Below are 26,198 nucleotides of genomic sequence, written 5' to 3' on the forward strand. Positions count from 1 at the left end.
AGCGCCGATCCAGGACCCATTACCACGGTACGTCGTATGGCGAAGACTCTTGATGACAAGCTCGCGCCGCAACTTCTCCCTGGGGTGATGGTCCTGGCTTTCGCCAGGACGACGGAGAAGTTTGTAGCGTCGCCTGCCGCGCCTCACCCGTACACGAACTCCCCGCCATCCAGATCCGTCTTCGGGATCTCGTCCTTTTCGGTCCAGTAATCCTGGCTGTGCTGCCATTCCGGTTTGTCGCCGCGCTTGGGCAGCAGGTCCATGTTGCGCATCATGTAGCCGGGGTTGAAGTTTTCCGGATCGATCCAGGGCAGGATCGGCATGTTGTGGTCTTCGGCGCGCAACTTGACCTCGACCTTCTTCTTGCCTTTGGACTTCATGTGACCGAGCAGGCGGCAGACGAAGTCGGCGACGAGGTCGACGCGCAGCGTCCAGCTGGCGCGGAAATAGCCGAACACCCAGACCATGTTCGGCACGCCCGTGAACATCATGCCGCGATAGGTGACGGTGTCGCCGAAAGCGAGCGGCTTGCCGTCGATCTCGAAGGCGATGTCGCCGAGCGCCGCGAGATTGAAGCCGGTCGCGGTGACGATGATGTCAGCTTCCAGCAGCTTGCCGGATTTGAGCTGGATACCGTTCTCGACGAAACATTCGATCTCGTCGGTGACGACAGACGCCTTGCCGCTGGCGATGCCCTTGAACAGATCGGCATCGGGCACGAAGGCGATGCGCTGCCGCCAGGGCCGGTAGCTCGGCGTGAAATGTGTGTCGACATCGTACTCCGGACCGAGCACCGCGCTGATCTGCCCGATCAGCTCTTGCTTCACCTGCTCGGGTTTTGACAAGCAAAGCTTGGTGAACGCGTCCTGCTCGAACAGGATCTTGCGGCGGACGATCTCGTGGATCCAGGCCTCGTCGATCTGAAGCCGGCGCAGCTCCTCCGCGATCTCGATGGCGTTGCGCCCGAGACGGAAATAGGTGGGCGACCGCTGCAGCATTGTGACATGCGCGCATTTGTCGACGATATTCGGCACCAGCGTCGCCGCCGTCGCGCCGGAGCCGATCACGACGACCTTCTTGTTCGCGAGGTCGATATCATCGGGCCAGGTCTGCGGATGAACGATTCGGCCCTTGAAGCGATCCGTGCCCTTCCATTCCGGCGTATAGCCTTCCGAATGGCGGTAATAGCCTTGGCACATCCAGAGGAAGTTCGCCGTGAAAGTTTTCGGCTCGCCGGTGTCGATCGTCACCGCCGCGATGGTCCAGAGGTTCTGTTCGCTCGACCAGCTCGCCGAATTGATCTTGTGCTTGTAGCGGATATGCCGCGCGATATCGTTTTCGTCGATCACCTCCTTCATGTAGGCGAGGATTTCGTCGGCGGTCGCGATCGGCGGCCCGACCCAGGGCTTGAAGCTATAACCGAAGGTGTGGAGGTCGCTGTCCGAACGAATTCCGGGATAGCGGTGCGTGGTCCATGTGCCGCCGAACGTCGCCTGCGTTTCCAGGATGACGAAGCTCGCACCCGGAAGCTGCTTGGTCATGTGATAGGCGCTACCGATACCCGAGATACCGGCACCGACGATCAGCACGTCGAAATGTTCAGAAGCTTGTTTGGCCGTGGCGTGACTGCGAACAGCGACATTCATTGTTGCTTCTATGCCTTGCTTGTTTTTGTGCCCGCCCTTGATTGGGCGGCGCGTTTCCTCCGCGACGGACGTGGTTGCCCATCGCGCTTCCGCTTCAAGATGACATAGATCAGGGCGCGGTCAAATCACAGCGCCGCACCCCAGATCCGCGCGGTCTGCAAGATCCAGTCGCGATAGAGCGTGAGCGGCGTGACGCCGGTCAGCCCGCCGCAGCCGGCGGCTCCGTTCGGCCCCGTGGACCAACTGATGACGCCGACGAGCACGGCTCCGGTCGGCTTGTCCTCGAACACGGGACCGCCGGAATCACCGGTGCAAGCCCCAATTCCGTCGCGAACACCGTTGGTTACGGGGTCGACCAGCCTGATCTGGAGCGTGCCGGGCTGCCCCGTCGCGACGAGGCCGGCAACACGCGTCGCGCCGCCACTCTTGCCGTCGCCACGCACGGTGACGCCAATACCGGCGATGACGAAGCGGCTGCCGACCTGGATCGGAATATTCGGCGCACCGACCGGCACCGTCGATTTTCCCTTGAGTGGAATTTCCAATTGCAGAAGCGCCAGGTCGGCGGTAGCGCGATGCGCTTGCATCGCCTGCATGTTGAAATTCGGATGGATCGCGACGGTGCGGACATTCAGCAGCTGCGGCTGCCCGTCGGTGCCGCGATCGACGATCTTGTAGTCCGCGCCGGGCTGCACGCAGTGGGCAACGGTGAGCACCAGCTTTGGCGCAACCAGGGTGCCGGTACAGAAATTACCGCGCGAGCCGACGATCGTGACGACGGCGCGCGCGACGCCATCGGCCTGCGGCGTACCGCCGCCAACGATGGCATAAGCGGGCGTGGCGAGCAGCAGCGCGGTTGCGATGATGGTTACAAGCTTTTTCATGGGAACACGCTTTGGTATCGGCATCGCTGACGGCGGTGGGATGGCTTCGGACTGGCCCTTGCCGATAGCGCATGCTAGCGCTCTTGGAAAGGAATTGACGAGGGCGGGATCTTGACGATCGAGGCTGTGATCTTTGATTTTGGCGGCGTGCTGACGAGTTCGCCGTTTGAGGCGTTCACGCGGTTCGAGACAGAGCGTGGCCTGCCCATCGACATCATCCGGCGCACCAACGCCGCCAATCATCTGGAAAATGCATGGGCCAAGTTCGAGCGCGCCGAGGTCGACATCGACACGTTCGATCATTTGTTCGCGACGGAATCGCTGGCGCTCGGCGCAGAGGTGCGCGGCCGCGATGTGCTCCCGCTGCTTCAGGGGGATCTGCGCCCCGAGATGGTCGAAGCGCTGAAGCGCATCAAGGCGCAATTCAAGACCGGCTGCATTACCAACAATCTGCCGGCCAATGCGATCGGCAGCATGACCGGGCGCTCACTCTATGTCGCCGAGGTGATGGTGCTGTTTGATCATGTGATCGAGTCCGCCAAGATCGGCCTGCGCAAGCCCGACCCGCGCATTTATCAGCTGATGGTCGAGGCGCTGAAGGTCGATCCGAAGAATTGCGTCTATCTCGACGATCTCGGCGTCAATCTGAAGCCGGCCCGCGAGATGGGCATGACGACGATCAAGGTCACCAGCGGCGCCCAGGCGATCGCTGAGCTCGAGGCCGCGACGGGATTGAAGCTGAGCTAGGCGGTGAACCGTAGGGTGGGCAAAGCGAAGCGTGCCCACCAAAGCTCGCGCGGCCCGGAATGAATATGGTGGGCACGGCGCGATGCGCCTTTGCCCCACCCTACGAACGCTACTCCGCCGCGGCTGCGATCCGCTCCGGAAACGCCGCGGCAAGTGACGCGCGATCGGCTTTCAGCACGCCGCGCTCGGTGATGAGGCCGGTGACGAGCCGCGCCGGGGTGACGTCGAAGGCATAATTCGCGACCGGCGAGCCCTCCGGCACGATGCGCACGGTCTCAAGTCTTCCGTCCGCAGTGCGGCCGGTCATGTCGGTGACTTCCGTGCCGCTGCGCTGCTCGATCGGGATGTCGCGGATGCCGTCATCGACGGCGAAGTCGATCGTCGGCGACGGCAGCGCGACATAGAACGGCACGTTGTTGTCGTGCGCGGCGAGCGCCTTCAAATATGTGCCGATCTTGTTGCAGACGTCGCCATTGGCGGCAACGCGATCGGTGCCGACGATGGCGAGATCGACCATGCCGTGCTGCATCAGATGCCCGCCGGTGTTGTCGGGAATCACCGTATGCGCCACGCCGTGATGGCCGAGCTCCCAGGCCGTGAGCGAGGCGCCCTGGTTGCGCGGACGCGTCTCGTCGACCCAGACATGGACCTTGATGCCGCGCTCATGCGCCAGATAGATCGGCGCCGTCGCCGTGCCCCAATCGACCGTCGCAAGCCAGCCGGCGTTGCAATGGGTCAGCACATTGACGGTCTCGCCCGGCTTCTTCCTTGCGACGATCGCCTCGATGAGTTTCAGGCCGTTGCCGGCGATGCCGCGGTTGATCTCGACGTCCTGCTCGGCGATCTCGTCGGCGCGCGCATAGGCAGCTTCGGCGCGCTCCAGCGGATCGATCGGCGCGAGGCTCGCGCGCATCTCGTCCAGGGCCCATTTAAGATTGATCGCCGTCGGCCGCGCCACCACGAGCGTGTCGTAGGCGCGCTTCAGCCCGGCGTCGGAAGCATCCTCGCGCATCGCCAGCGCCATGCCGTAAGCTGCGGTCGCGCCGATCAGTGGCGCACCGCGCACCAGCATGTCGCGGATGGCGAGGGCCGCGTCCTCGCATGAGGTCAGCTTCGCAACGATGAACTCATGCGGCAGCCGGCGCTGGTCGATCGCGCCGACCGACCAGCCGTCGCGCTCACGCCAGATGCTGCGGAAATGCTTGCCGTCGACTTTCATGGCATTCTGCCTTTCGTATCACGTCCGCAGGATGCGCCCGGCCACCGCATCGAGCTTCTTCAAGAGCTCGGGATCGCGCGCCTCGGGCGCGGTGATCAGCGCGGTATCGAGCGCGCGGTCCGAGCCGATCGGGCACGGCTCATGCTCGCGCGGGAAGTCTTTCGCCAGCCGCGCCACCAGCGCTTTTGCCTTGTCGGCGTTCGAGCTCAGAACGCGGATGATGTCCTGCACGGTGACGGCGTCGTGATCGGGATGCCAGCAATCGAAATCCGTCACCATCGCAACGGTGGCGTAGCAAAGCTCGGCCTCACGCGCGAGTTTCGCCTCGGGCATGTTGGTCATGCCGATCACGGAATAGCCCAGCGTCTTGTAGGTCATGCTTTCCGCATAGGTCGAGAATTGCGGCCCCTCCATGCAGACATAGGTGCCGCCTCGCGCAAACGCGATGCCCTCGGCTTCGGCCGCCGTGGCAAGATGGATGCGCAGCCGCGGCGAGACCGGGTGCGCCATCGACACATGCGCGACGCATCCCCTCCCGAAGAACGAGCTCTCGCGCTTGTGGGTACGATCGACGAACTGGTCGACGAGAACGAAGGTTCCCGGCGGCAGCTCCTCCCTGAACGAGCCGCAGGCCGACAGCGAGATCAGGTCGGTGACGCCGGCGCGCTTGAGGATGTCGATATTGGCGCGATAATTGATATCGGACGGCGACAGCCGGTGGCCCTTGTCGTGGCGCGGCAGGAACACGATCGGCAGGCCGGCAATGGAGCCGCGCCGCAGGGGCGCCGACGGCTCGCCCCAGGGGCTCCTGATCACCTCTTCGCGAGCGTCCTCCAGCCCCGGCAGATCGTAGATGCCGGAGCCGCCGATGATGCCCAATACCGCCTGCGCCATGCCTGCTCCACCCCGTTTGCGCCATCGCAATCCCGAGAGGAAGCTATGCCAGTTTTACATCGGTTTTGGAACGGGGGATGGGATCAGGAAGTGCCGTCAGGAGGATGCGCGCCAGCACTCCTGATTATGCCGCGGCCGCCGACTGCAGCTGGGTCGCGACCATGCGCTCCAGCGTCTCGACGGACTGGAAGTTCTCCGGTGTGATCTCGGACTGCGGAATCGTGAAGTCGAACTCGGCTTCGACGCCGAGCATCAGATTGACCATGTCCATCGAGGTCAGGCCGACGTCGACGAGCTTGGCCTGCGGCGCGACCTCAGCGGAGAGCGAGTTCTGGGCGAGGATGCCCTTCACCAGCTTGATGATGCGATTGCGCAACTCGGTATCGAAAGCCTGCATCGGTAAATTCCCATCTGTCGACAAAGGTCGGACCGGTTGCCGGCTACGATGGGCACGGCGGGCCGATCCCGCAATGGACGCCACCATTACTTCGCGTTTCTTAGTAAACGATGACTCAGATTGTCTGGAATTCCGGCTTCTTACAGATCCCTAACGCGACCGCGGAAATCCGGGCGATGCAAACAACCCGAACTTAACTGTTCGTTCGGAATTGGCCTTTGTTTACCCTCTATTTCATCGACGAATTTGAATTAAATCCGTAGCCTCATCTCATAAGCAAAGATGGTCGGAGGATCGCTTGCGGCATCGCGAATGATGCCGGCGATCCTGAACGGCAAACCGGAGGCGGACGAGTATGAACGTGCGTGAAGCAGTCCTCACTGTCGACGAGACGCAGACGAGCTTTCTCGAGCAGGGTCCCTCCCTCATTGAGCGCGCCGCCCGGACCGCCACCGTGGCGGCTGCCGACGCAGACGGGGTCGATCGCGATGCCCGCTTCCCCCACAAGGCTTTCGAGGTTGCGCGTGAGCAGAAGCTGCTCGGCGTCATGATCCCGGTCGAGTTCGGCGGCTTCGGTGCCTCGATCCACGACCTCACCGACGTCTGCTACACGCTCGGACGCGCCTGCGCCTCCACGGCGATGATCTACGCGATGCACACGACAAAGGTCGCCTGCGTCGTCAGGCACGGTCACGGCATTCCCTGGATGGAAACCATGATGCGCCGGGTCGCGCGCGACCAGTGGCTGCTCGCCTCCTCCACCACCGAAGGCCAGAACGGCGGCAACATCCGCGCTAGCGCCGCCGCCGTCGACGTCGCCGGCGACACTGTCTCGCTGCTGCGCGACGCCACCGTGATCTCCTACGGCGCCGAGGCCGACGGCCTCGTGACCATCGCCCGCCGCGCCACCGACGCTTCTGCATCCGACCAGGTGCTGCTGGCGCTCGCCAGGGACGATTATTCGCTGAAGCGGACGCTGGGCTGGGAAACGCTCGGCATGCGCGGCACCTGCTCGACCGGCTTCGAGCTGAAGGTCGACTGCCCGACCGACCGCGTCTTCCCGGAATCCTACGACAAGATCCACGCCCAGACCATGACGCCGTTCGCACATCTGTGCTGGTCCTCGGCCTGGGCTGGTATCGCTGCAGCCGCCGTTACCCGTGCGCAGGCCTTCGTCCGCAAGGCGGCCCGCACCTCGGGCGGACAGATGCCCCCGGCAGCCGCGCATTTCACCGCCGCCAAGATGTCGCTGGCCAAACTGCGGGCGCTGATATCGGCCAATATCGACTCCTTTGCTCGCGCCGAGCACGACGAACGCGCGCTCGGCTCGCTCGACTTCCAGTCTTCGATCACGCTTCTGAAGGTGCAGGCCTCCGAGCTCGCGGTCGAGACCGTGATGCATGCGATGCGCACCGCAGGACTATCCGGCTACCGCAACGACGGTGAGTTCACCATGGGCCGCCACCTGCGCGACGTGCTGTCGTCGCCGATCATGATCAACAACGACCGCATTCTGGCCAATGCCGCGACGTCGACCCTGATGAGCGGCGTGCCGACAGGCCTTCGGGACTGACGAGCTTTCGAGACCGACGTGCCTTCGTTCAATAAGAATAATTTCAGATAGCAGGAAGCCGAACATGAACATTGCTGTTCTCCCCAACTCGCCTGAGACCGCGCCGCAGATCGCGGATCCGCTGGACCATCTCGCCGAGAAGCTGTTCCACCCCATGGGCTCTGACGGCGTCTATGCCCGGACCGCGCTTTATGAAGGCATCGTCGAAAAGCTCGCCGCGCTGATCACGAGCCATCGCGAGGCCGGCACTGAGGTGATGCGCTTCCCGCCGGTGATGAGCCGGTCTCAGCTGGAAAGATCCGGCTACCTCAAGAGCTTTCCGAACCTGCTCGGTTGCGTCTGCGGCCTGCACGGCACCGAGCGCGAGATCAACGCCGCGGTCAGCCGCTTCGATGCCGGCGGCGACTGGACCAGCTCGCTCTCGCCGGCAGACCTCGTGCTGTCGCCGGCGGCCTGCTATCCCGTCTATCCGATCGCGGCGAGCCGCGGCCAGTTGCCGAAGGGTGGCCTGCGCTTCGACGTCGCCGCCGACTGCTTCCGCCGTGAACCGTCAAAACATCTCGACCGGCTGCAATCGTTCCGGATGCGGGAATATGTCTGCATCGGCAGCCCCGATGACGTCGCCGATTTCCGCGAGCGCTGGATGGTGCGGGCGCAGGCGATTGCGACCGATCTCGGTCTCACCTTCCGCGTCGATTACGCGAGCGATCCGTTCTTCGGCCGCGTCGGTCAGATGAAGGCGGTGAGCCAGAAGCAGCAGCAGCTCAAGTTCGAACTGCTGATCCCGCTGCGCTCGGAAGAGCAGCCGACCGCCTGCATGAGCTTCAATTATCACCGTGAGCATTTCGGCACGACCTGGGACATCCAGGACGCCAATGGCGAGCCGGCCCACACCGGCTGCGTCGCTTTCGGCATGGACCGCCTGGCTGTCGCCATGTTCCACACGCACGGCACCGACCCTTCCGCCTGGCCCGCCAAGGTGCGGGAGATCATGGGCCTGCAGCCGCAGATCGCGGCCGATGCCCACGGCGAAGGCTGGCGCTAACGGAACGAGGCCGGTCATTTCCACGGGAAAGACGAGCGTGATCCATACCAAGGTCCGATGCCGCGAGATCACCGAGGCCGACGTCGATGCGGTCGCGGACTTGCTGACGCGCGGCTTCGTCGGCCGCTCGCGCAGCTACTGGATCCAGGGCCTGCGCCGGCAAGCCTTCCGACCCGTACCGGACGGCTACCCGCGCTTCGGCTACATGCTCGACAATGATGGTACGCCGGTCGGCGTGCTGTTGCTGATCTATACGGCGCGAAGGGACGGCGACGAGACCGCCATCCAGTGCAATTTGTCGAGCTGGTACGTCGACCCGGCCTACCGCAATTACGCCCCGCTCCTGACCAAGATCGCGCAACGTCACAAGGACGTCACCTATCTCAACATCAGCCCGGCGCCCTGGACCTGGCCGATCATCGAGACGCAGGGCTTTCGCGCCTATTGCCGCGGCATATTCTTTTCCGTCCCTGCGCTGGCGCGCGTCCCACGCTGGAGCAAGATCGAGGTCATCTCGCAGCACGCCAAGACGATCGACGGGCTTTCCGATGCCGAGACCGATCTCTTGACGCGGCATGCGCGCTACAATTGCCTCAGCCTCGTCTGCCGCACGCCGAAAGGAGCGTTCCCCTTCATCCTGCAACCGGTGCGCATCCGCCGTGGCATCATTGCGCCACCCGCGATGAAGCTGATCTACTGCCGCAACGCGGCCGAATACACCGAATGCGCGGGCCGCATCGGTCGGCTGCTGCTGCGGCTCGGCAAGATCGCGGTCGCCGTCGATTCCAACGGCCCGGTTCCCGGCCTCGTCGGCATCTATACCGAGCGTCGCGGCCGCAAATATTTCAAAGGCCCACACCGGCCGCAGCTCGCCGACCTCACGGATACGGAACTCGTGCTGTACGGGCCGTAGGCGCCGTTTGGGCCAGACATTCGATGTCATTAGGGCCTAACGCGCAATTGCGCAGGTCGACCGGCGCGACGCGTGCCTGCACGCCCCTCCACATTCGCACGCATCACTGCGATGCTGGTCACCCTCCGTAAACTACGGCGCTTAAGGGAATTTTCCCGCCTCTTCGCTAGCCTCGGCGACCGAATTACCTTGCGTTAGGTCTATTGCCCGCCGAGACCCCGCCGCCCCATGACGTCGATGCGCAACAACGAGCTTGATGCACGCCGCGAGCAAGGCCCGAAGGCCCTGGTCGGGCTGAGCCAGCTTGCGCTCGACCACATGGAGCAAGGCGTCTGCGTCTACGATGCCGGCAACCGGATCGTGCTGGTCAATCAGCGCTACCTTGCGCTGTTCAACATGTCGGCCGACATCGTGCGGGTCGGCACGACCTACCGCGACGTGCTCGCCCACAGCGTGGCCCTTGGCAATATCCCCGCAGACGAAGTCGACACACTTTATGCCGCGCGCATGGCGCGGATCGCAACCGGCCAGCCGTTCCGGACTGAACAGACGCTTGCAAGCGGCCTCGTCATGGCGCTCGAGCTGAAGCCGTTTCCCGGCGGCGGCTGGATGACGATATGCGACGACGTCAGCCGCCTCGCCCGGGTCGAGGCGGAGCTGCGCGTGCAGACTGAGCGCAGCCAGCACGCGCTCGCCAACATGTCGCACGGGCTGATCATGTACGACGCCGACAGCCGTGTCGTCGTCTGCAACGAACGTTTCCTGAAGCTCTACAATCTCGACGCGGACATCGTGAAGCCGGGCGTCACGCACGGCGCGACCATCGATCATTGGCTTTCGCGCGGCAACCTGCCGGGGATGTCGGCCGACGAATTCCACGACACCAGGCTGGAGGACGTGCGCACCAGGACGACGAAAACCCTGCTGGTGATGCGCTATGACGGACGGATGGTGCAGGTGGTTTCCCGTTTTCTGCCCGACGGCGGCTGGGTGACGGTGCACGAAGACGTCACCGAGCGGCTGCAATACGAGGAGATGCTGAGGCAGCAGAACTTCATGCTCGATGCGGCGCTGGAGAACATGGCGCACGGACTCGCCTTCTACGACAGCGACATGCGCCTGCGCGTCTGCAACACCACCTACCGAAAGATCTATCGGCTGTCGCCGGAGGAAGCCAAGCCAGGCACGCATCTCGGCGAACTGATCGAACGCTCGATGGCAAACGGCGCGTTCTCGTCCGAGTATAGTCCGCAACAACTCCTGGAAGCCGCCAGCGCAAGGATTGCAGACCGCAACTCCTCGCCGATACGCCGGCGGATGTCGAACGACACTACGATCTCGGTGCGCTATTGCGCCCTGGCCGAAGGTGGTTTTGTGTCCACCTACGAGGACATCACCGAACGCGAGCACGCAGTCGAGGAGTTGAGCGAACAGTATCGACGCTTCGACGCGGCCCTGAACAACATGAGCCAGGGCCTGTGCATGCTCGATTCGAGCTTGCGCGTCATCGTCTGCAACCGGCGCTACATCGAGATGTATGGACTGTCCCCCGAATTGGTGAAGCCGGGTGTGTCCATGCGCGAGATCATGGAGCACAGCTGCGAGCTCGGCATCCATCCAAAGACCACCGCCGCGCGGCTCTATGCCGACTATGTCGAGAGGCTGCGCGAGGGCGAGCACACGCTGCACCGCTATTTGGGCGACGGCCGCATCATCAAGCTCAATCACAAGCGAATGGAGCATGGCGGCTGGGTCGTCACCTATGAGGACGTCACCGAACGCCACAAGGCCCAGGCCCGCGTGGCGCACATGGCGCGGCACGATTCGCTCACCGACCTGCCCAATCGCACGCTGTTCCGCGAGAAGATGGGCGAGGGGCTGAACCAGGTCGCGATCGCCGGCGGCGCGATGGCCGTGCTGTGCTTCGACCTCGACAATTTCAAGACCGTCAACGACCGCCTCGGCCACGCGGCCGGCGACCGGCTGTTGCGGTGGGTCGCGGCGCAGCTGCAGGAGAATGTCGGCGAGCACGACACCGTCGCGCGGCTCGGTGGCGACGAGTTCGCGGTTCTCCAGCGCGGACCGCAGCCGCAATCGGCGGAAAGGCTCGCACGCCGCCTGGTGGAGATCATCGGTCACCCGCCGCCGCTGGAGCACCAGTCGATGCATGTCGGCGTCTCGGTCGGCATCGCAATCGCGCCCGATCATGGGCTCGACGCCGACGAGCTGATGAAATGCGCCGACCTCGCGCTGTACCAGGCCAAGGCCAAAGGGCGCGGCGCCTATCAGCTGTTCGAGCCCGAAATGGAGAAAGAGGCTCGCAGCCGGCACGCGCTCGAGCACGATCTGCGCGGCGCGCTGGAGGCCCGTGAATTCCACCTCGCATTCCAGCCGCAGGTGCGGCTCGACACCACCGAACTTACCGGCTTCGAGGCGCTGCTGCGCTGGAAACATCCTTCGCGCGGCCTCGTCTCGCCGGCCGAATTCATTCCGATCGCGGAAGAGAACGGGCTGATCGTTCCGATCGGCGAATGGGTGCTGCGCACGGCCTGCGCGACCGCAGCGACCTGGCCCGATCTCACCGTCGCGGTGAACCTGTCGCCGGTTCAGTTCCGCTCGCGCGGGCTGGTGGCAATGGTCACGAGCGCGCTTGCGGAGGCCGGCCTGCCGCCGCATCGGCTCGAGCTCGAGGTCACCGAGACGGCGCTGCTCGACGACAGCGAGGCGACGATCGAGATCCTGCACCAGCTGCGCGCGTTGGGCGTGCGCGTCAGCCTGGACGATTTCGGCATCGGCTATTCTTCGCTGAGCTATTTGCGCAAGTTTCCGTTCGATCGCATCAAGATCGACCGCTCCTTCGTCGGCACGCTCAGCGAAAGCCCCGAGAGTATGGCGATCGTCCGCACCATCGCCAGCCTCGGCTCGGTGCTCAACGTCGAGACCACGGCGGAGGGTGTCGAGACGATTGAACAACTCGACTTCGTCCGCGAATGCGGCTGCACCGCCGTTCAGGGATATTATTTCGGCAAGCCCTCCCCGGCCGCGGAGGTCGTGCGAGTCATCGAGCGCCTGAACACCGTTCGGCGCGTGGCGTAGGGATCGGGCTCAGACTCCTATCCTGCCGCGGGCAGCACGCTGTCCGGCGGCGCGCCCCAGGGGCGGTCGGCTGAGGCGAGCCCGATCAGGCGGCCCTGGATGTAGTCGCAGCCCCAGTCGCGCAGCATGTTCGCAGCTTCTTCGTCCTGCACCCATTCGGCCACCGTCTTGATGTCGAGGCGGCGGGCGAGGTCGATCAGGGTCTGCACGAAGGCGCGGTCGTCGGCCGAGCGAGTGATGTTCTGCACGAACGCGCCGTCGATCTTCACGATGTCGACGCCGAGCTTGCGCAGATTGCGGAACGAGGTGTAGCCGGCGCCGAAATCATCGATGGCGATGCGACTGCCGAAATTCTTCAGCCGGGTGACGAAGCCGCGCACGTCGTCGATGTCCTGGATCGCGACGGTTTCGGTGATCTCGACGATCAGCCGCTCGGCGACGCCGGGATGGGCGCGCATGAGCGATTCGATTCCGGCCCACCAATCCGGGTCCATGGTGGTGTCCGGGGAGATGTTGAGGCTGAGGCAGATGTCGGGCGCGGCGGCGAGCTCGGCGACCACCAGCTCGAGCACGCGGTGATCGACCAGGCGGATCAGGCCGAGCCGTTCCGCGACCGGCACGATGTCGGGCGCAAGCAGCACCTGGCCGTCGCCCTGGTCCATTCGCACCAGGCATTCGTGAAAGGCGCACTCGCGCGAGAGGGCAGCGACCACCGGCTCATAAGCGAGCTTGATGCGGCGCTCATTCAGTGCGGTGACAATCTCGTCGGTGACGCGGATGTTGACGCGGCGCTGTGCGTCGCGCGCGGCATCCGGGCGCCAGGTTGCGAACGAGCCAACGCGGCGTTGTTTCGCCGTGTCCAGGGTCTCGTGGGCGCGATTGACGGCTTCATCGGTGTTGCGGGCATAGCGCGGCACGCTGACCGCACCGATCGAGGCGGTGACCGACACCGGCCCGGATTTGGTCGGCACCACCTCGTCGCGGATGCCGGCGAGGAAGCGCTCGGCGGCGACGTTCATGTCGTCGACGGTGCAATTCTTCAGGATCAGGCCGAACTTGTTGCCGGAGAAGCGGCCGAGCACGTCACCACCGCGCAAGCGCGCGCGAATGCGCGTGGCGACGTCGAGGATCACGGCGTCGGCAACGTCGAAGCCGAAGGCCTCGTTCACACGCGCGAGATGATCGATGCCGACCAGCATGAAGGCCGCGGTCGAGCGGAAACGGGTCGCCTCCTCGATAGCCTCGGCCAGCGCGGCGATCAGATGCGAGCGATTGAGCTCGCCGGTCAGCGGATCGAGCCGGGCCAGCTTCGTCAGTTCCTCGTCGCGGGCATGGCGTTCATTGTTGATGCGGACCGACCCGATCGCACGCACCGGGCGGCCATCGGGACCGGCGAACCAGCGGCCGGTCTCCTCGATCCAGACCACGGGATCGGTGGCGCTCATGCGCACGCCGTACTCGATCCGGTAGGCCGTGCCGTCGGCGCCATGCACGGCTGAGGTCTGCGCCAGCGCGGCGGTCCGCAGCGATTGCGCGGGCTCGATCAGCCTGGCGAATTCGGCGCCGGTGGCCAGCCGTTCAGGGGGAATGCCAGGAAAGATGGCGCCGACCTGCTCACCCCAAACGATGGCATCGCTAGCGATGTCCCAGGCGAACACGGCCTGGCCGAGGGCGGCCAGGATGTCGGAGGCTTGCGGCAATGCGGGGGTCAAAATCGCCTCGTTTCGGGACAGCGGGGAGTCCTGAGTCGGCACAGGATAAAGCCAGATTCGCCATTGACCCTAGGCAAAGTTGATAAACAATTTGGAAACCACGTTTCCTCACGCGCAGGAACCAAACCGGCCCGCCCGGCATAGGCCTTGCGAGTACATGACACGCACCGGCGCCAGCGTCTCGAAACGAGACGATCTTCGCCGGGTCAACGGTGATTGCGATGTTGAGTACCGATCGATCGAACGCCTCGGACAACAGCACGGGCTCGGCTCTGGTGCCGCTGATGCCGATTCTGCAGTGGGTCCACAAGGCACCGCTGCCGCGCCCCGATCCCAGCTTCGTCACCCAGCTCATCGCCAATGCCGAGCACCTGCCCCAGGCGACCCGGCTCCGCCGCGCGTCTTCCGGGGATGCGCAGGTCGCCTATGGCAGCAAGCGCCCGCTTCCGAGCGTCACCGCGCGCACGCGGCAGGTGGCTTGAATCAGCGCGGCGCGTCGGGAGACGGCTGGGTGCCGTTGCCCGGCTGCAAATGCGGCGAGGGAATTTCCGGTGAAGGCGTACTCACAGGCTTCGGCGCCGGGTGATCCATCAGCACGGATTCGGCGACCGATTGTGCCGTAGGCGCGGGCGGCTCCGCCGGAGCTGGTTGCGGAGCGGGCACTGGCTCGAACTTGGGCTCGAACGTCCCTTCATCTGCCGGCGTCTCGGCCTGACGCCTGGCCTTGCGCGGCGCTGGTGCGGTCTCGGCGACATAAGCCACGCGGCGGCGGGTACGCTGGGCGATGCCGCCGAGGAAATCGGCCATCGCGAGCAGCACCAGAAGGAAATAGGTGGAGTTGCCGAATTTCGGCCACATCACGAATTCGGCCGCAGCCGCGCCGAACACGATCAGTGACAGCAAATGATCCATCAGGAATTTCGAACCGGGCCGCGCGCCCTTGACCACTTCGAGCAGCAGCAGCACGACACCTAGCGCGAGCATCACGTCGGCGAGCGTGACCGGCCAGGCCTCGCCCGTGATCATCGGCACCTTGAACAGCACGTCCGTAAAGGACACGCTCGGCATCAGGAAAGCGATGATGTTGTAGACCGCGAGCGGGATCAGGAGCAGCGGGAAACCGACCATCGGCGAAATGCCTTCTCGATCAAGATATCCAGACAGGACAATGCGGCGGCGAAGCATTAGCTCCGCCGCCGTCACTGTCATATCTCATGGGTTGGCCGAAATCAGGCAGGCCCGATCGTCCTGCCCAAAGAAAGGTCCGAACTCAGGACTCTTTCTTCTTCAGGACCTGACGGCCCTTGTACATGCCGGTCTTGAGGTCGAGATGGTGCGGACGACGGAGCTCGCCGGAATCCTTGTCTTCCACATAGGTCGGCTTCTTGATGGCGTCAGCCGAGCGGCGCATGCCACGGCGCGACGGCGAGGTTTTTCTTCTCGGAACGGCCATTTCAGTATCCTCTAGGGATTGGTGTCATCAGGGCATCGTCCGCGGAGGGACGGCTCAGCACCCGCAAACCGAGGCGAGCTGAATGCCGGTCAAGGCCGGGCTTATAGAGGAAGGCCTGCCTTAAATCTAGGGCTCTGGGGCCGGAAAATGCGCCCGAAAAGGACCCGAAATCAGCGATTCTCCCGCCAGCAGGTCGAAAGCGAGCTGGCCTGCGCCCTCGCCACATAGGTCCCGGCCAGCCGCCGGACACCCGGTCCCGGCGTCCTGGCGCTGCGTTTGACCGGATTCGGCAGGATCGAGGCCAGAAGCGCCGCATCCCGGGGGGAGAGGTTCGCCGCCGACTTGCCGAAAGCATAGGCGCTGGCCGCCTCGGCCCCAAACTGGCCCTGTGGTCCCAGTTCGGCGATGTTGAGGTAAATCTCCAGGATCCGTGCCTTCGGCAGGACGAGATCGATCCACAGCGCCAACGGGAATTCCAGCGCCTTGCGGACGAAGTCCCGCCCCTGCCAGAGGAACAAGTTTTTCGCCACCTGCTGGGTGATGGTGGAAGCGCCCCGGAACGGGGTGCCGTCCTCCTTCGCATCGTCGATCGCCTCACGCAGCGCACCCCAGTCGATGCCGTGATGCTTGCAGAAATGGGCGTCCTCGGCTGCCACCACCGAGCGTGGCAGCGAGGGCGACATCGCCGCCAGATCGATCCATGCCCGCTGCATCGGCGCACCCCGAAGCGAGCGCCAGACCATCAGCGCCGAAACGGGATGGCCGGCACGGTAGAACGGCGCGATGACATAGGGCGCGAGAGCCGCGACCGCGAGCACCAGGAGAAGGGTTTTGACGACGCGCAAATCAACCTTTCCGGCGCAGAACGAAACGCGGCCACGGGCCCGGCATTAAGTCTGTGATAATTCGGGCCTTTTCCAGCACTTTTTAGGCCTTCCAAACGATTGACTGAGGCGGGCGCATAAAGGATTGTCCCGCCGAATTTTAGTTCTGGAGCCCTTCTTGATGACCGGCACGTCCCCGTCCGATTTCGCCAAACGTCTGGACAAGACCGCTGATGACACCGAGGCCCTGCTCGGGCGCCTGCTGTCGGACGACATCCTGCACGATGAGATCGCCCGTCCCAAGCGACTGATGGACGCAATGCGCTATTCGAGCCTCAATGGCGGCAAGCGCTTGCGGCCGTTCCTGGTGGTCGAAAGCGCGGCCGTGTTCGGCGTGTCGCGCGAAGCCGCACTGCTCGCCGGTGCGGCGCTCGAATGCATCCACTGCTATTCGCTGATCCACGACGATCTGCCGGCGATGGACAATTCGGACCTGCGCCGCGGGCGCCCGACCCTGCACAAGAAGACCGACGACGCGACCGCGATCCTCGCGGGCGACGGCCTGTTGACGCTCGCCTTCGACATCATCACCCGCGACGAGATCCATCGCGACGCCAATGTGCGGCTCCTGCTGACGCGCGCACTGGCGCGCTGCGCCGGCATCGGCGGCATGGTCGGCGGCCAGATTCTCGACCTCGCCGGCGAAGGCCGCTTTGGCGGCAACGAGCCGATCGACGTCGCCCGCATTCAGCAGATGAAGACCGGCGCGCTGCTGCGCTACGGCTGCGTCGCCGGCGCGATCCTCGGCCAGGCCTCACAAAAGGAATATCAGGCGCTCGACGATTACGGCCGCGCGCTCGGCGAAGCCTTCCAGATCGCCGACGACCTGCTCGACGTCGAAGGCGATGCCGCCGCGCTCGGCAAGCCTGCCGGCGCTGATGCAGCGCTCGGCAAGACCACCTTCGTCACCCAGCTCGGCATCGAAGGCGCCAAGCAGCGCGTGCGCGACCTGCTCGCGCGCGCCGACAGCGCCGTGTCGATCTTCGGCGAACGGGCCGCCGTGCTGCAAGCGGCTGCGCGGTTCGTGGCCGAACGGAAGAGCTGATAGCGCGATGGCGGGCGGCAGCAAGGAAGACCCCGCCCTCGCCCGCTTTCGCAAGATGTCGCGGCCGATGCGGCTGATTTATGCGCGTCCGCGGACGTTCATGTCGCTTGCTGTTGGTATTCTCGTCTGCCTGCTCATCCCGGGTTCGCACCGGCTGGTCACGCGGCTTCTGTTCGGCTGGGATGCGTTGATCGCCGTTTATCTGGTGCTGGTCTACGCGATGATGCTATGCAACGACCACCAGCACATCCGCCGCGCCGCAGCGATGCAGGACGATGGCCGCTTCGTGATCCTGCTGGTGACGGCGATCGGCGCCTTCGCCAGCATCGCCGCGATCGTCTCCGAGCTTGGAACGCCGCATCGCGGCGTCCTGGAGCTGAGCATCGCAATCACCACCATCGTGTTGTCGTGGGCCGCCGTGCACACGATCTTCGCCCTGCATTACGCGCATGATTATTACCGGCACGCCACGCCGGGCGGCCTTCAGTTTCCCAGCGGCGACAAGGAAGACCACGCGGATTATTGGGACTTCGTCTATTTCTCGTTCGTGATCGGCATGACCGCGCAGGTCTCCGACGTCGGCATCTCCGACAAGACCATCCGCCGCACCGCGACCGCGCACGGCATCGTCTCATTCATCTACAATACGGCCTTGCTGGCGCTGACGGTCAACATCGCGGCGAGCGCGATCTCGACGTAGTCGTCGTCCTGGCGAAAGCCAGGACCCATTGCCACCGGCCGTGGTTTTGCGAAGACTGGTGGTTGGCTCCTCGGCGCCGCAACTTCTCCCTGGGGTAATGGGTCCTGGCTTTCGCCAGGACGACATTGGGAGTTAATTACACACCTCGGCATTGGCATCGTTGCCGGGGCCGCCGCCGCCGCGATATTCGAGATGGCAGCCGCGGTTGACCGGACGGCAGCCGGCGCTATTGCAGAATAGCTGTCCGCCGCTCGAGCGGCGGCTGGCGCCAGCGGCAGCAGCGATGCCCGCAGCGCCACCAAAGCCGCCGGCCGCTCCGGCAGCCTCACCGCCGGCTTGACGACGCTGCCGCGCGGGACGCTCGTCGCCATCGTCACGCTTTGCGGTCGCAGGCTTGGCGGTCGCAGGCTTGGCGGCACGCTGCTTCTCGCACTCGTTGTCGTCGTTGACCGCATAACCATCACGGCAGACGATCTTGGTGCATTTGTCGCCGTCGGTCTTGAAGCCGTGCTCGCAAACCAGCGGACAGACGCGCGACTGCTTCGACTTGACCGTGTCGAGCGCATCGGTGCTCGCCACCTTCACGTCGAGCTTGGTGCCGGCATAACGGTTGAACTGCGACAACGAGCGCTGCGCGGACGCGGTCCAGTTGCCGTCGGCGGCGCCGGAGAAGCAGCCGACGCGGCCGAGTTCGGTCTGCACCGAGCGGCTGAGATCGGCCGGCGCGGTGGCCGGCGTCAGCGACGCGACGTTTGTGCCGGCGGGGCTCGCCGTGGTGGCTGGCGCCGCACTCGGCGCCGCGGCGGCGAGATTGACGCGCTGCTGCTCGGCGGCGGCCGCCTGCTGCTGCGCCTGCTCCTTGGCCCTTTGCGCCGCAAGCTGTACCTGCTCGGCGGCCTTCGCATCGGCGACTGCCTTGGCCTGCGTATCCTTCTGCGCGCCAAGTGCGGCAAGACGATCGCGCTCGGCCTCGGCCTGCTTCGCCTTCTCGGTGGCCGCCGCATGAGCCTGCTCGGCGCCGATTTTTTCGAGCTGAAGCTTGGCAAGGCTCGCATAGAAGCCGTCGGAATGCTGGGCAAGGAACGCCTCCCATGCCGGCCTGTTGCCGACCTGGAGCGCGAGTTCGTAATCGCGGCGGATGTCGGCTTGCGGGTTCGGCGCGGGCGCGGCGGGAGCCGCAGCCGTCACCTTGACCGGCACCAGCGGCACGTCCTCGCCGCCGAGCGAGCCATAGACGAACGGCTCCTGCTTGTTACCTGTCGACTTGAGCACGTCGTCGCGCACGAAGCCGAAGGCGCGGCGGACGTCGAGGCCCGGCGTCGTCAGATGCTTGGACAGCGCCACGGTGAAGGGGCTGTTCGCACCGTCGCCATCCTGCGCCGTGAAGCCGGCCTTGGCCGAATAGGCGATCAGCGTGTTGGGGCTGGTCGGCTCGACCTGGGCGAGGCCGCGGCCGATGCCGCGCGACGCGACCGTGCGCTTCATGGTCTTGCCGAACGGATTGTCACGGCAGGCGTCCAGGATCACCAGGCGAAGCTGCTTGGCCGGTTCGACCGCGACCAGGACGCGGTCGAGGGAGAGCGCCTCGTCAAAGACGTCGGTGTCACGCTCCAGCTTGGCGTCGACAGGGATCAGATAGTTCGAGCCTTCGACCTCGATGCCGTGGCCGGCATAATAGACCACGGCGATATCGGCATCGCGGGTCCCGTCGGCAAATTCGCGCAGCACGCGTCGGGTTTCCTGCGCCGTCAGGTCGTGCCGGGAATCGACGATGTCGAACCCGGCCTCCTTCAGCGTCCGGGCCATCACCGAACCGTCATTGACGGGGTTCGTCAGCGACGGCGCATGCTGGTAGGCGGAGTTGGCGATCACCAGCGCGACGCGCTTTCCGGCGAAAGCGGGCCCGGTGCCGAATAGCAGCGCGACGGCGAGGAGAAGGGGGCAAAGTCTGAGCAATTTGCGCATGACACGACTTCCGGGTTCAGGGCCGTTCGAGCCCCTTTGGGACGGCTTTAGCAGGGTCCGTCGCGGACGCTTGTGACGGAGGTCACGAAGGTGGTGCCAGCGGCAGGCCGAAAGGCCCCTTTTGTTTGTCGCGCCAGTCCGGCCGCGGTTCGCCGAGAAACGAGTGCACAGCAGATTCCCTCAGGCATCTCCCACGTGGCCCCGATATTGCGGCAGATTATCCGTAATCTCGTGCCAAGGCGCCTTCGAGCCCACGAAAATGTGGGCGCTCGGTCGGATCGAGGGGGCATCGACCAGGGTTCCCATGGCGACATGGACCCATTTTCCCTCGCGCACCCGGGAATAAAGCAGCGAGCCGCAGCGGGCGCAGTGGGCGTCATGGGTGGTGTCGTCGCCGTAGATGGTGCGCTGGTTCTCGCCGCTGACGATGCGGAGCTTGCCCTGCTCGATACCGGCGAACGGCTTGAAGGCGGCGCCGGTGGTGCGGCGGCAATCCGAGCAGTGGCAGTTCATCGCATAAGAGAACGCGTCCGCCACCTCGTAGCGCACGGCGCGGCAGTAGCATTCGCCGACCAGGATACGAGCGTTCGAATTCTCTGATCCGGTCATCACAGTGTCCTCGCGCAAATGGTACGCACTCCCATAGCGCATTTTGACGTGTACGACTAAGTTCGCCCCGAGCCATCATTCAAAGGGATGACCCATGAGCCAGAACCGTTCGAGTGTCGAAGCCGTCGTGCAATCCTATTTCGACGGACTTTATGAGGGCGATGCCGAAAAGCTCGGCGCCATCTTCCATCCCTCCGCCGATTTGCGCTGGGTCGAGAAGGGTGAGCTGCAGGTGCTGACCGTGCCGGACTGGCTCGACCGCGTGCGCAAGCGTCCCTCCGGCAAGGCCGAAGGCAAGCCGCGCGAGGATTTCATCGTCACGATCGACCGTTCCGACGACAAGACCGCCTTCATCAAGGTCCGATGCCAACTGCCGCCGCGTTTTTTCACGGACTATCTGGTGGCGATGAAGCTCGCCGACGGCTGGCAGATCGTATCGAAGTCTTATCGGTATGATCTGCGGGAGTGAGGGGGGCCTAATCTTCCGCTGCCCGAAATCGGGCGCACTCGTCCCACATCCTCCGTCGTTGCGAGCGCAGCGAAGCAATCCAGAGTCTTTCCGCGGAGGCAGACTGGATTGCTTCGCTGCGCTCGCAATGATGATGCGGATGGAGTGCATGCCGCATCTCCACCCCGCCCGCCTCGCTCAAAAGGTTCCCCATGCTTCTCGACCGCCGTTCGCTGCTTGCCTCGCTGTGCTGGATTGCCGCCTCTCCCGCGCTCGCCGCGGACGCGCTACCTGAACTCGAAGCCTATGAGCGCGAGAGCGGCGGCCGGATCGGGGTCTATGCCGAGAACCTCGCGACCGGCGCGAAGCTCGCATGGCGCGCCGACGAACGGTTCGTCATGTGCTCGACATTCAAGGCTTCGCTCGCGGCCTGCGTACTGGCGCGGGTCGATCGTGGCGAGGATCAGCTTGCGGCCATGATCCCGTACGGCAAGGCCGACCTGCTGGAGTACGCACCGGTCGCCAAGCAAAACATTGCCGCCGGCGCAATGTCGGTCACCGAGATGTGCAAGGCGATCGTCGAGCTCAGCGACAACACCTGCGCCAATTTGCTGCTGGCGCGGATCGGCGGTCCCGCCGCACTCACCGCGTTCTGGCGGTCGCTCGGCGACACCACCTCACGGCTCGACCACAACGAGCCCGAGCTCAACCGCTCACCGCCCGGCGATCCCCGCGACACCACGACGCCGGCGGCGATGGCAGGCAATCTGCGCCGGCTTGTGACGGGCGAGGCGCTGTCGGCGACCTCGCGTGCGCAGCTCACGGACTGGCTGGTGGGTTGCAAGACCGGCGCGAACCGGCTGCGCGGCGGGCTTCCCGCAAGCTGGAAGATCGGCGACAAGACCGGCAACAACGGCAAGGACGCCTCGGGCGACATCGCGGTGGCCTGGCCCAAGCCCGATACGAAACCCGATGCCCCGATCCTGATCGCGGCCTATACCCAGGGCGGCACGCCGAGCGCGGCACAGATCGAAGCCGTGTTCGCACGCATCGGGCACATCGTGGCCGAGCGGCTGGCGTAAGCCGCACGCATTGACCTTGCGGCCGCTTCCGGGTGAAGACAGATCATCATGGAAGCGAAATTTCAGACCTTTCTCATCCTACTCGCCGTGCTGGCGGGCACCGCGCTTGTCGCCCGCCGCTTCAACATCGCGCCTGCCATTCTGCTGATGCTCTCCGGCGTCGGCCTCGCCTTCGTGCCGGGCATGCCACCGGTCGAACTACCGCCGGAACTGGTGCTACTGATGGTGCTGCCGCCGCTGATCTATTCGGCGAGCGTGGCGATGAGCTGGCGCGAATTCAAAAAGAATCTTCGCCCCATTGTGATGCTCGCGGTCGGCGCGGTGATCTTCACCACAGCACTGGTCGCAACCGCCACCCACTATTTGATCGGCCTGCCCTGGACGATCGGCTTCCTGCTCGGCGCCATCGTCGCGCCGCCCGACGTGGTGGCGCCGCTCGCGATCGCGCGCCGGCTGCATCTGCCGCGCAGGCTCATGGTCATTCTCGAAGGCGAAGGGCTCGCGAATGACGCCACCGCGCTGATCCTCTATCGGTTCGCGCTCGCCGCAATCATGGTCGGGCATTTCTCGCTGCCTCTGGCAGGCGGCGAGTTCCTGCTCATCGTCGCCGGGGAGATCGCCTTCGGCATTGGTGTCGGCTGGCTCTCCCTGCGTTTCCGCAAATGGTCGGGGGATCCGCAGGTCGAGCTGACGCTGTCGCTGATCACGCCCTACGTGTCCTATTGGCTGCCCGAACATCTCGGAGGCTCCGGCGTGATCGCCACCGTTGCCTGTGGCCTCTATGTGAGCTGGAACGGCCCGCTGCTGATCTCGGCATCGACGCGCCTGCAAGGAATCTTCTTCTGGGACCTCGTGATCTATCTGATTGAGGGCTTGCTGTTCCTGCTCACCGGATTCCAGATGCGCGCGCTCTACGAGAAGTCGAAAGCGTTCCCGCTCGACGACATCATGATTGCGACCGCCGTGGTGCTGGCGGTCGTCGTGATCGCACGCTTCGCCTGGCTCTATCCCGCGACCTATCTGCCACGAATGCTCAGCAAGTCGCTGCGTGCGCGCGATCCGTCACCGCCATGGCAATGGCCGTTCGTGCTTGCGTTCACCGGCGTGCGCGGCGCGGTGTCGCTGGCGGCGGCACTGGCGCTGCCGTTCACGCTGCCGGGCGGCGAGGCCTTTCCGTTTCGCGACCTGATCCTGTTCGTTGCCTTCGGTGTCATCTTCATCACGCTGATCGGCGTCGGCCTCACACTGCCCCCGGTGGTGCGTTGGCTCGGTGTCGCGGACGCCGGCCGCAGCGAGCATGCCGCCGAGCACGAGTCCGAGATCGCGGCACGGCGCCAGGCCCTCGATGCCGCCCTGACGTCGCTCGATGCGCTGACCGAGGAGAAGGACGTGTCGGACGAGGTGATGCGGCTCCTGCGCGCCCGCCACGAGATCCGGGTCAACCAGCTGCCCGATTCGCTCGATCCCACCCACCACGACGTCTCCGCCGCAGGTACCGCGCTGACCCGCGACCTGATCGCCGCCGAGCGCAAATTCATCCATGACCTGCTGCGCGACGGCCAGATCACCGACGAGACGCGCCGGAGGATCGAGCGGGATCTGGACCTGGAGGAGGCGAGTTTGGCAAACCGGGAGTACCGGGGAGGGCCGCTGTAGATTCCCGTCATTGCTGGCGGTGCAAACTACCGCCTCTCGCAAAATTCCCTCATCGCCACCGCCACGGCGCCCGCAATGATCTCCTGACGCTCCGGCGAGTTCATCGCCATTTCCTCGTCGCGGTTGATGATGGAGCCCGCTTCGAGCAGCACTGCGGCGCTACGGGTTTGCGAGAGCACGACGAGCCCGTCATAGCGGTAGACGCCGACATCCTTGTCGAGCAATTGGCGCCGGTAGCGGCCCATCACCGGCAGGCTGTATTGGCTGGCATAATGCAGGTCCTGCTCTTTCAACTGCCTGCCGATCATCCGGGCCAGCATCAAGCTTGCGGCGAAGTGCGGATTCCGCTCCGACACAAACAGAGAGTGGCCCGAAAAGCGGTCACTGAAATAGCTGTTCGCGCCGTCGAACTCCCAGGTCTCGATCAGCTTGTCCGGCACCGAATCGTGATGGATCGACAGGAAGAGATCGGCCCGGGCACCATTCGCGGTGCTGACGCGTTTGAGCAGGCTCGGCCGGGCCTTGCCGTCCGTGACGAGCAGCCGGGTCGCGGCAAAGCCTTCGGCCTTGAGCTTCGCCGTGATCAGACTTGCAAGCCGGAAGTTGAAGCCGAACTCGGTGTCGTTGCGTGCGCTCAACGCGCCGTAGGAGTCCGGGGTGTGCCCGACATCCACGACGATCCGGAATTTCGACATCTCACACTTGACCGGCGCGTGCGGCGGCTTGGATTTCGCGATTTTCCGCGCGATCGCAGCATGGCCCTCACCTGCAGGCGCCAGCGACCATAGCAAGATCGACGCGACGAGCGTGGAGACGAGACTTGCAAGGATGCTGCGCGGCTGCCCCAAGTGCTACTCCGCTGCCGCTGTTCGCGGCCGGCCGACAAAGCCTGTGACGTCGCCGAAACGCTCCAGCATCACCGCGGAAAGGTCCTTGGCCTTGCTGGTGACGCAGGCGCCCGAGCGCACGGCGTAGCGATCCTGATGCGCGACCTGCGGCGGCGGCTCGCCCTGCTGAAGCGCTCGCGCCAGTTCCATCACGACTTTCCGGAAATGCATGATACCGAGATCGGTCGGACCGAGATGCTCGCGGGTGCGATCGGCGATGGGACCCTGGCTATCCTGTACGGCCGCGTCCTGTTCGGATACACCCTTGATGCCGGTGTAGCTCCTGGTTTTCTGCAGCTTGCGATCAATCAGATAGTCATTGCCGTTGTGGCGCAGCGGCACGTAATCGTCGCCGACCTCCGCGATCACGCCATTGCCGCGGTCAAAGGCGTCACGCTCGGCTTGCGTCAGCGGCCGCTCCGGATTCCAGGCATAGGTGTAGATCCAGCAATTGGTGTCGGTGACGGGCACGAAGGTCTGGCCAAAGATGTTCTCGCCCGGCATCGCGCTCGGGGCATAGGCGTGGAACGGCATCAGAAACTGCGCAATGCGCCAGTAGATGTCATCGCGGCCCGTGAGCCGCCCGCCGGCGATGGTGAGGCCCGCCGCGTGCGGAGCGATCTTGATCACAGGGCGCGGATCCTCCGCGATCCAGCGCATGTGATCGCTCGACATCCGCGCGATCGGATTCACGAAATGCTTCTTGATATCCAAAATCTCGTTCTCCTCCTTGTCGAAGGAGAGATGGGCGAAGGTGAAATGTGCGGTGTCGATCGAGCCTTCCAGCGCCTGCACCCAGTTGCAGTCCTGCCATTTCTTGCTGACGTAGCGGTGCGAGGCCGGCAGCAGCGCCATTTCGAGATCCGGCAGCTCGGGCATCGCATCCGCGGGACCCATATAGGCCCAGATCATCTCGCCCCATTCGCGCGCCGGATAGGATTTGATGCGGATGAGATCCTTGGCGTTGAGATCGGGATAGGAGGTCGGCATGTCGACGCACCTCCCGTCGGTGTCGAACTTCCAGCCGTGATAGACGCAGCGGATGCCGCATTCCTCGTTGCGCCCGAGCCAGAGATTGGCGCCGCGATGCGGGCAGTACTGATCGATTAATCCGACAACGCCGCGCGTATCGCGGAAGGCGAGCAGCTCCTCGCCGAGAACGATGATCTTCTTCGGCTCGCCGTCCAGTTCGGGAAGTTCTTCGGACAGAAGAACGGGAATCCAGAACCGGCGCAACAATTCGCCCATGCCCGTTCCCGGGCCCGACTCGGTCAGGAATTTGTTGTCCTCGGCGCGGAGCATGGAAAATCCTCCCGACGGTCTTTGTTTTCGGCAAGATTGGC

At 64.6% G+C, this 26,198-nt stretch carries 24 protein-coding genes; 11 read left to right on the plus strand and 13 right to left on the minus strand.

The window, feature by feature from the left end:
• Positions 1–143: 143 nt before the first annotated feature.
• On the minus strand, positions 144–1,646 hold the full coding sequence (locus tag ABIB80_RS03010; protein WP_007598082.1) for a flavin-containing monooxygenase: 1,503 nt from the start codon (positions 1,644–1,646) through the stop codon (positions 144–146).
• 125 nt (positions 1,647–1,771) lie between these two features.
• Positions 1,772–2,530, minus strand: coding sequence for a S1 family peptidase (locus ABIB80_RS03015; protein WP_007598083.1), 759 nt, complete (start codon positions 2,528–2,530; stop codon positions 1,772–1,774).
• A 111-nt stretch (positions 2,531–2,641) separates the two neighbouring features.
• On the opposite strand from ABIB80_RS03015, the gene ABIB80_RS03020 reads away from it, so the two are divergent.
• Positions 2,642–3,277, plus strand: a complete 636-nt coding sequence (locus tag ABIB80_RS03020) for an HAD-IA family hydrolase (RefSeq protein WP_007598084.1) — start codon at positions 2,642–2,644, stop codon at positions 3,275–3,277.
• 109 nt (positions 3,278–3,386) lie between these two features.
• On the opposite strand, the gene mtnA is transcribed toward ABIB80_RS03020, so the two are convergent.
• From mtnA to ABIB80_RS03035, 3 genes are all read right to left on the minus strand, one after another.
• Positions 3,387–4,496 carry an S-methyl-5-thioribose-1-phosphate isomerase gene (gene mtnA, locus ABIB80_RS03025; RefSeq protein ID WP_007598085.1) on the minus strand — a complete coding sequence of 370 codons (1,110 nt, stop codon included), beginning with the start codon at positions 4,494–4,496 and terminating at the stop codon, positions 3,387–3,389.
• 18 nt (positions 4,497–4,514) lie between these two features.
• A complete protein-coding gene (locus tag ABIB80_RS03030) occupies positions 4,515–5,390 on the minus strand; it encodes an S-methyl-5'-thioadenosine phosphorylase (RefSeq protein ID WP_007598086.1) in 876 nt (291 codons plus the stop codon).
• A gap of 124 nt (positions 5,391–5,514) precedes the next feature.
• On the minus strand, positions 5,515–5,787 hold the full coding sequence (locus ABIB80_RS03035; RefSeq protein WP_007598087.1) for a phosphopantetheine-binding protein: 273 nt from the start codon (positions 5,785–5,787) through the stop codon (positions 5,515–5,517).
• A gap of 355 nt (positions 5,788–6,142) precedes the next feature.
• Here ABIB80_RS03035 and ABIB80_RS03040 point away from each other — a divergent pair, with 355 nt between their 5' ends.
• The 4 genes from ABIB80_RS03040 to ABIB80_RS03055 all read left to right on the plus strand — a co-directional run bounded on the left by ABIB80_RS03040 (position 6,143) and on the right by ABIB80_RS03055 (position 12,414).
• A complete protein-coding gene (locus tag ABIB80_RS03040; protein WP_007598088.1) occupies positions 6,143–7,360 on the plus strand; it encodes an acyl-CoA dehydrogenase family protein in 1,218 nt (405 codons plus the stop codon).
• Positions 7,361–7,424: 64 nt separating this feature from the next.
• The gene (locus ABIB80_RS03045; RefSeq protein ID WP_007598089.1) at positions 7,425–8,405 is read left to right on the plus strand and encodes an amino acid--[acyl-carrier-protein] ligase; all 981 of its coding nucleotides are present in this window, start codon (positions 7,425–7,427) and stop codon (positions 8,403–8,405) included.
• 37 nt (positions 8,406–8,442) lie between these two features.
• Entirely contained in the window at positions 8,443–9,318 is an 876-nt protein-coding gene (locus ABIB80_RS03050) for a GNAT family N-acetyltransferase (protein ID WP_088941075.1), read from the plus strand.
• 228 nt (positions 9,319–9,546) lie between these two features.
• On the plus strand, positions 9,547–12,414 hold the full coding sequence (locus tag ABIB80_RS03055) for a PAS-domain containing protein (RefSeq protein ID WP_007598099.1): 2,868 nt from the start codon (positions 9,547–9,549) through the stop codon (positions 12,412–12,414).
• Between the two features lie 17 nt (positions 12,415–12,431).
• Here the strand turns inward: ABIB80_RS03055 and ABIB80_RS03060 are convergent, their stop codons facing one another.
• On the minus strand, positions 12,432–14,126 hold the full coding sequence (locus ABIB80_RS03060; protein WP_354127075.1) for an EAL domain-containing protein: 1,695 nt from the start codon (positions 14,124–14,126) through the stop codon (positions 12,432–12,434).
• Positions 14,127–14,347: 221 nt separating this feature from the next.
• Between ABIB80_RS03060 and ABIB80_RS03065 the strand changes: the two genes are divergently transcribed.
• Positions 14,348–14,608 (plus strand): hypothetical protein, encoded by a 261-nt coding sequence (locus ABIB80_RS03065; protein ID WP_007598104.1) that lies wholly within the window; start codon positions 14,348–14,350, stop codon positions 14,606–14,608.
• Between the two features lies 1 nt (position 14,609).
• On the opposite strand, the gene ABIB80_RS03070 is transcribed toward ABIB80_RS03065, so the two are convergent.
• From ABIB80_RS03070 to mtgA, 3 genes are all read right to left on the minus strand, one after another.
• Positions 14,610–15,254 (minus strand): hypothetical protein, encoded by a 645-nt coding sequence (locus ABIB80_RS03070; protein WP_007598105.1) that lies wholly within the window; start codon positions 15,252–15,254, stop codon positions 14,610–14,612.
• Positions 15,255–15,396: 142 nt separating this feature from the next.
• Positions 15,397–15,579: a 50S ribosomal protein L32 gene (gene rpmF / locus ABIB80_RS03075; protein WP_007598106.1), complete on the minus strand. Its 183-nt coding sequence runs from the start codon at positions 15,577–15,579 to the stop codon at positions 15,397–15,399.
• Between the two features lie 170 nt (positions 15,580–15,749).
• Entirely contained in the window at positions 15,750–16,424 is a 675-nt protein-coding gene (mtgA, locus tag ABIB80_RS03080; protein WP_007598107.1) for a monofunctional biosynthetic peptidoglycan transglycosylase, read from the minus strand.
• 160 nt (positions 16,425–16,584) lie between these two features.
• On the opposite strand from mtgA, the gene ABIB80_RS03085 reads away from it, so the two are divergent.
• Positions 16,585–17,508, plus strand: coding sequence for a polyprenyl synthetase family protein (locus ABIB80_RS03085; protein WP_007598109.1), 924 nt, complete (start codon positions 16,585–16,587; stop codon positions 17,506–17,508).
• Positions 17,509–17,515: 7 nt separating this feature from the next.
• Positions 17,516–18,208 (plus strand): DUF1345 domain-containing protein, encoded by a 693-nt coding sequence (locus ABIB80_RS03090; protein ID WP_007598111.1) that lies wholly within the window; start codon positions 17,516–17,518, stop codon positions 18,206–18,208.
• A 132-nt stretch (positions 18,209–18,340) separates the two neighbouring features.
• Here the strand turns inward: ABIB80_RS03090 and ABIB80_RS03095 are convergent, their stop codons facing one another.
• Positions 18,341–20,173: a caspase family protein gene (locus tag ABIB80_RS03095; protein ID WP_007598113.1), complete on the minus strand. Its 1,833-nt coding sequence runs from the start codon at positions 20,171–20,173 to the stop codon at positions 18,341–18,343.
• Between the two features lie 180 nt (positions 20,174–20,353).
• Complete coding sequence (locus tag ABIB80_RS03100; protein ID WP_007598114.1) at positions 20,354–20,782, minus strand: GFA family protein; 429 nt, start codon at positions 20,780–20,782, stop codon at positions 20,354–20,356.
• Positions 20,783–20,876: 94 nt separating this feature from the next.
• Here ABIB80_RS03100 and ABIB80_RS03105 point away from each other — a divergent pair, with 94 nt between their 5' ends.
• From ABIB80_RS03105 to ABIB80_RS03115, 3 genes are all read left to right on the plus strand, one after another.
• Positions 20,877–21,251: a nuclear transport factor 2 family protein gene (locus tag ABIB80_RS03105; RefSeq protein WP_007598116.1), complete on the plus strand. Its 375-nt coding sequence runs from the start codon at positions 20,877–20,879 to the stop codon at positions 21,249–21,251.
• Between the two features lie 191 nt (positions 21,252–21,442).
• Positions 21,443–22,312, plus strand: a complete 870-nt coding sequence (bla, locus tag ABIB80_RS03110; protein ID WP_007598118.1) for a class A beta-lactamase — start codon at positions 21,443–21,445, stop codon at positions 22,310–22,312.
• A 48-nt stretch (positions 22,313–22,360) separates the two neighbouring features.
• On the plus strand, positions 22,361–23,968 hold the full coding sequence (locus tag ABIB80_RS03115) for a Na+/H+ antiporter (RefSeq protein WP_007598122.1): 1,608 nt from the start codon (positions 22,361–22,363) through the stop codon (positions 23,966–23,968).
• A gap of 26 nt (positions 23,969–23,994) precedes the next feature.
• Here the strand turns inward: ABIB80_RS03115 and ABIB80_RS03120 are convergent, their stop codons facing one another.
• Both ABIB80_RS03120 and ABIB80_RS03125 read right to left on the minus strand, forming a co-directional pair.
• Positions 23,995–24,816, minus strand: coding sequence for an N-acetylmuramoyl-L-alanine amidase (locus ABIB80_RS03120; RefSeq protein WP_354127076.1), 822 nt, complete (start codon positions 24,814–24,816; stop codon positions 23,995–23,997).
• A 3-nt stretch (positions 24,817–24,819) separates the two neighbouring features.
• On the minus strand, positions 24,820–26,157 hold the full coding sequence (locus tag ABIB80_RS03125; protein ID WP_007598124.1) for a Rieske 2Fe-2S domain-containing protein: 1,338 nt from the start codon (positions 26,155–26,157) through the stop codon (positions 24,820–24,822).
• Between the last annotated feature and the right edge of the window lie 41 nt (positions 26,158–26,198).

It is taken from the genome of Bradyrhizobium sp. i1.15.2 (assembly GCF_040548425.1).
In the GTDB taxonomy this organism is placed as follows: domain Bacteria; phylum Pseudomonadota; class Alphaproteobacteria; order Rhizobiales; family Xanthobacteraceae; genus Bradyrhizobium; species Bradyrhizobium canariense.

Coding starts and splice junctions, on each gene's coding strand:
- ABIB80_RS03095 (WP_007598113.1), bottom strand. CDS start 20,173: ATGCGCAAATTGCTCAGACTTTGCCCCCTTCTCCTCGCCGTCGCGCTG.
- ABIB80_RS03115 (WP_007598122.1), top strand. CDS start 22,361: ATGGAAGCGAAATTTCAGACCTTTCTCATCCTACTCGCCGTGCTGGCG.
- ABIB80_RS03040 (WP_007598088.1), top strand. CDS start 6,143: ATGAACGTGCGTGAAGCAGTCCTCACTGTCGACGAGACGCAGACGAGC.
- ABIB80_RS03030 (WP_007598086.1), bottom strand. CDS start 5,390: ATGGCGCAGGCGGTATTGGGCATCATCGGCGGCTCCGGCATCTACGAT.
- ABIB80_RS03105 (WP_007598116.1), top strand. CDS start 20,877: ATGAGCCAGAACCGTTCGAGTGTCGAAGCCGTCGTGCAATCCTATTTC.
- ABIB80_RS03010 (WP_007598082.1), bottom strand. CDS start 1,646: ATGAATGTCGCTGTTCGCAGTCACGCCACGGCCAAACAAGCTTCTGAA.
- ABIB80_RS03090 (WP_007598111.1), top strand. CDS start 17,516: ATGGCGGGCGGCAGCAAGGAAGACCCCGCCCTCGCCCGCTTTCGCAAG.
- mtnA (WP_007598085.1), bottom strand. CDS start 4,496: ATGAAAGTCGACGGCAAGCATTTCCGCAGCATCTGGCGTGAGCGCGAC.
- ABIB80_RS03015 (WP_007598083.1), bottom strand. CDS start 2,530: ATGAAAAAGCTTGTAACCATCATCGCAACCGCGCTGCTGCTCGCCACG.
- ABIB80_RS03085 (WP_007598109.1), top strand. CDS start 16,585: ATGACCGGCACGTCCCCGTCCGATTTCGCCAAACGTCTGGACAAGACC.
- ABIB80_RS03055 (WP_007598099.1), top strand. CDS start 9,547: ATGACGTCGATGCGCAACAACGAGCTTGATGCACGCCGCGAGCAAGGC.
- ABIB80_RS03070 (WP_007598105.1), bottom strand. CDS start 15,254: ATGGTCGGTTTCCCGCTGCTCCTGATCCCGCTCGCGGTCTACAACATC.
- ABIB80_RS03100 (WP_007598114.1), bottom strand. CDS start 20,782: ATGACCGGATCAGAGAATTCGAACGCTCGTATCCTGGTCGGCGAATGC.
- rpmF (WP_007598106.1), bottom strand. CDS start 15,579: ATGGCCGTTCCGAGAAGAAAAACCTCGCCGTCGCGCCGTGGCATGCGC.
- bla (WP_007598118.1), top strand. CDS start 21,443: ATGCTTCTCGACCGCCGTTCGCTGCTTGCCTCGCTGTGCTGGATTGCC.
- ABIB80_RS03065 (WP_007598104.1), top strand. CDS start 14,348: ATGTTGAGTACCGATCGATCGAACGCCTCGGACAACAGCACGGGCTCG.
- ABIB80_RS03045 (WP_007598089.1), top strand. CDS start 7,425: ATGAACATTGCTGTTCTCCCCAACTCGCCTGAGACCGCGCCGCAGATC.
- ABIB80_RS03035 (WP_007598087.1), bottom strand. CDS start 5,787: ATGCAGGCTTTCGATACCGAGTTGCGCAATCGCATCATCAAGCTGGTG.
- ABIB80_RS03125 (WP_007598124.1), bottom strand. CDS start 26,157: ATGCTCCGCGCCGAGGACAACAAATTCCTGACCGAGTCGGGCCCGGGA.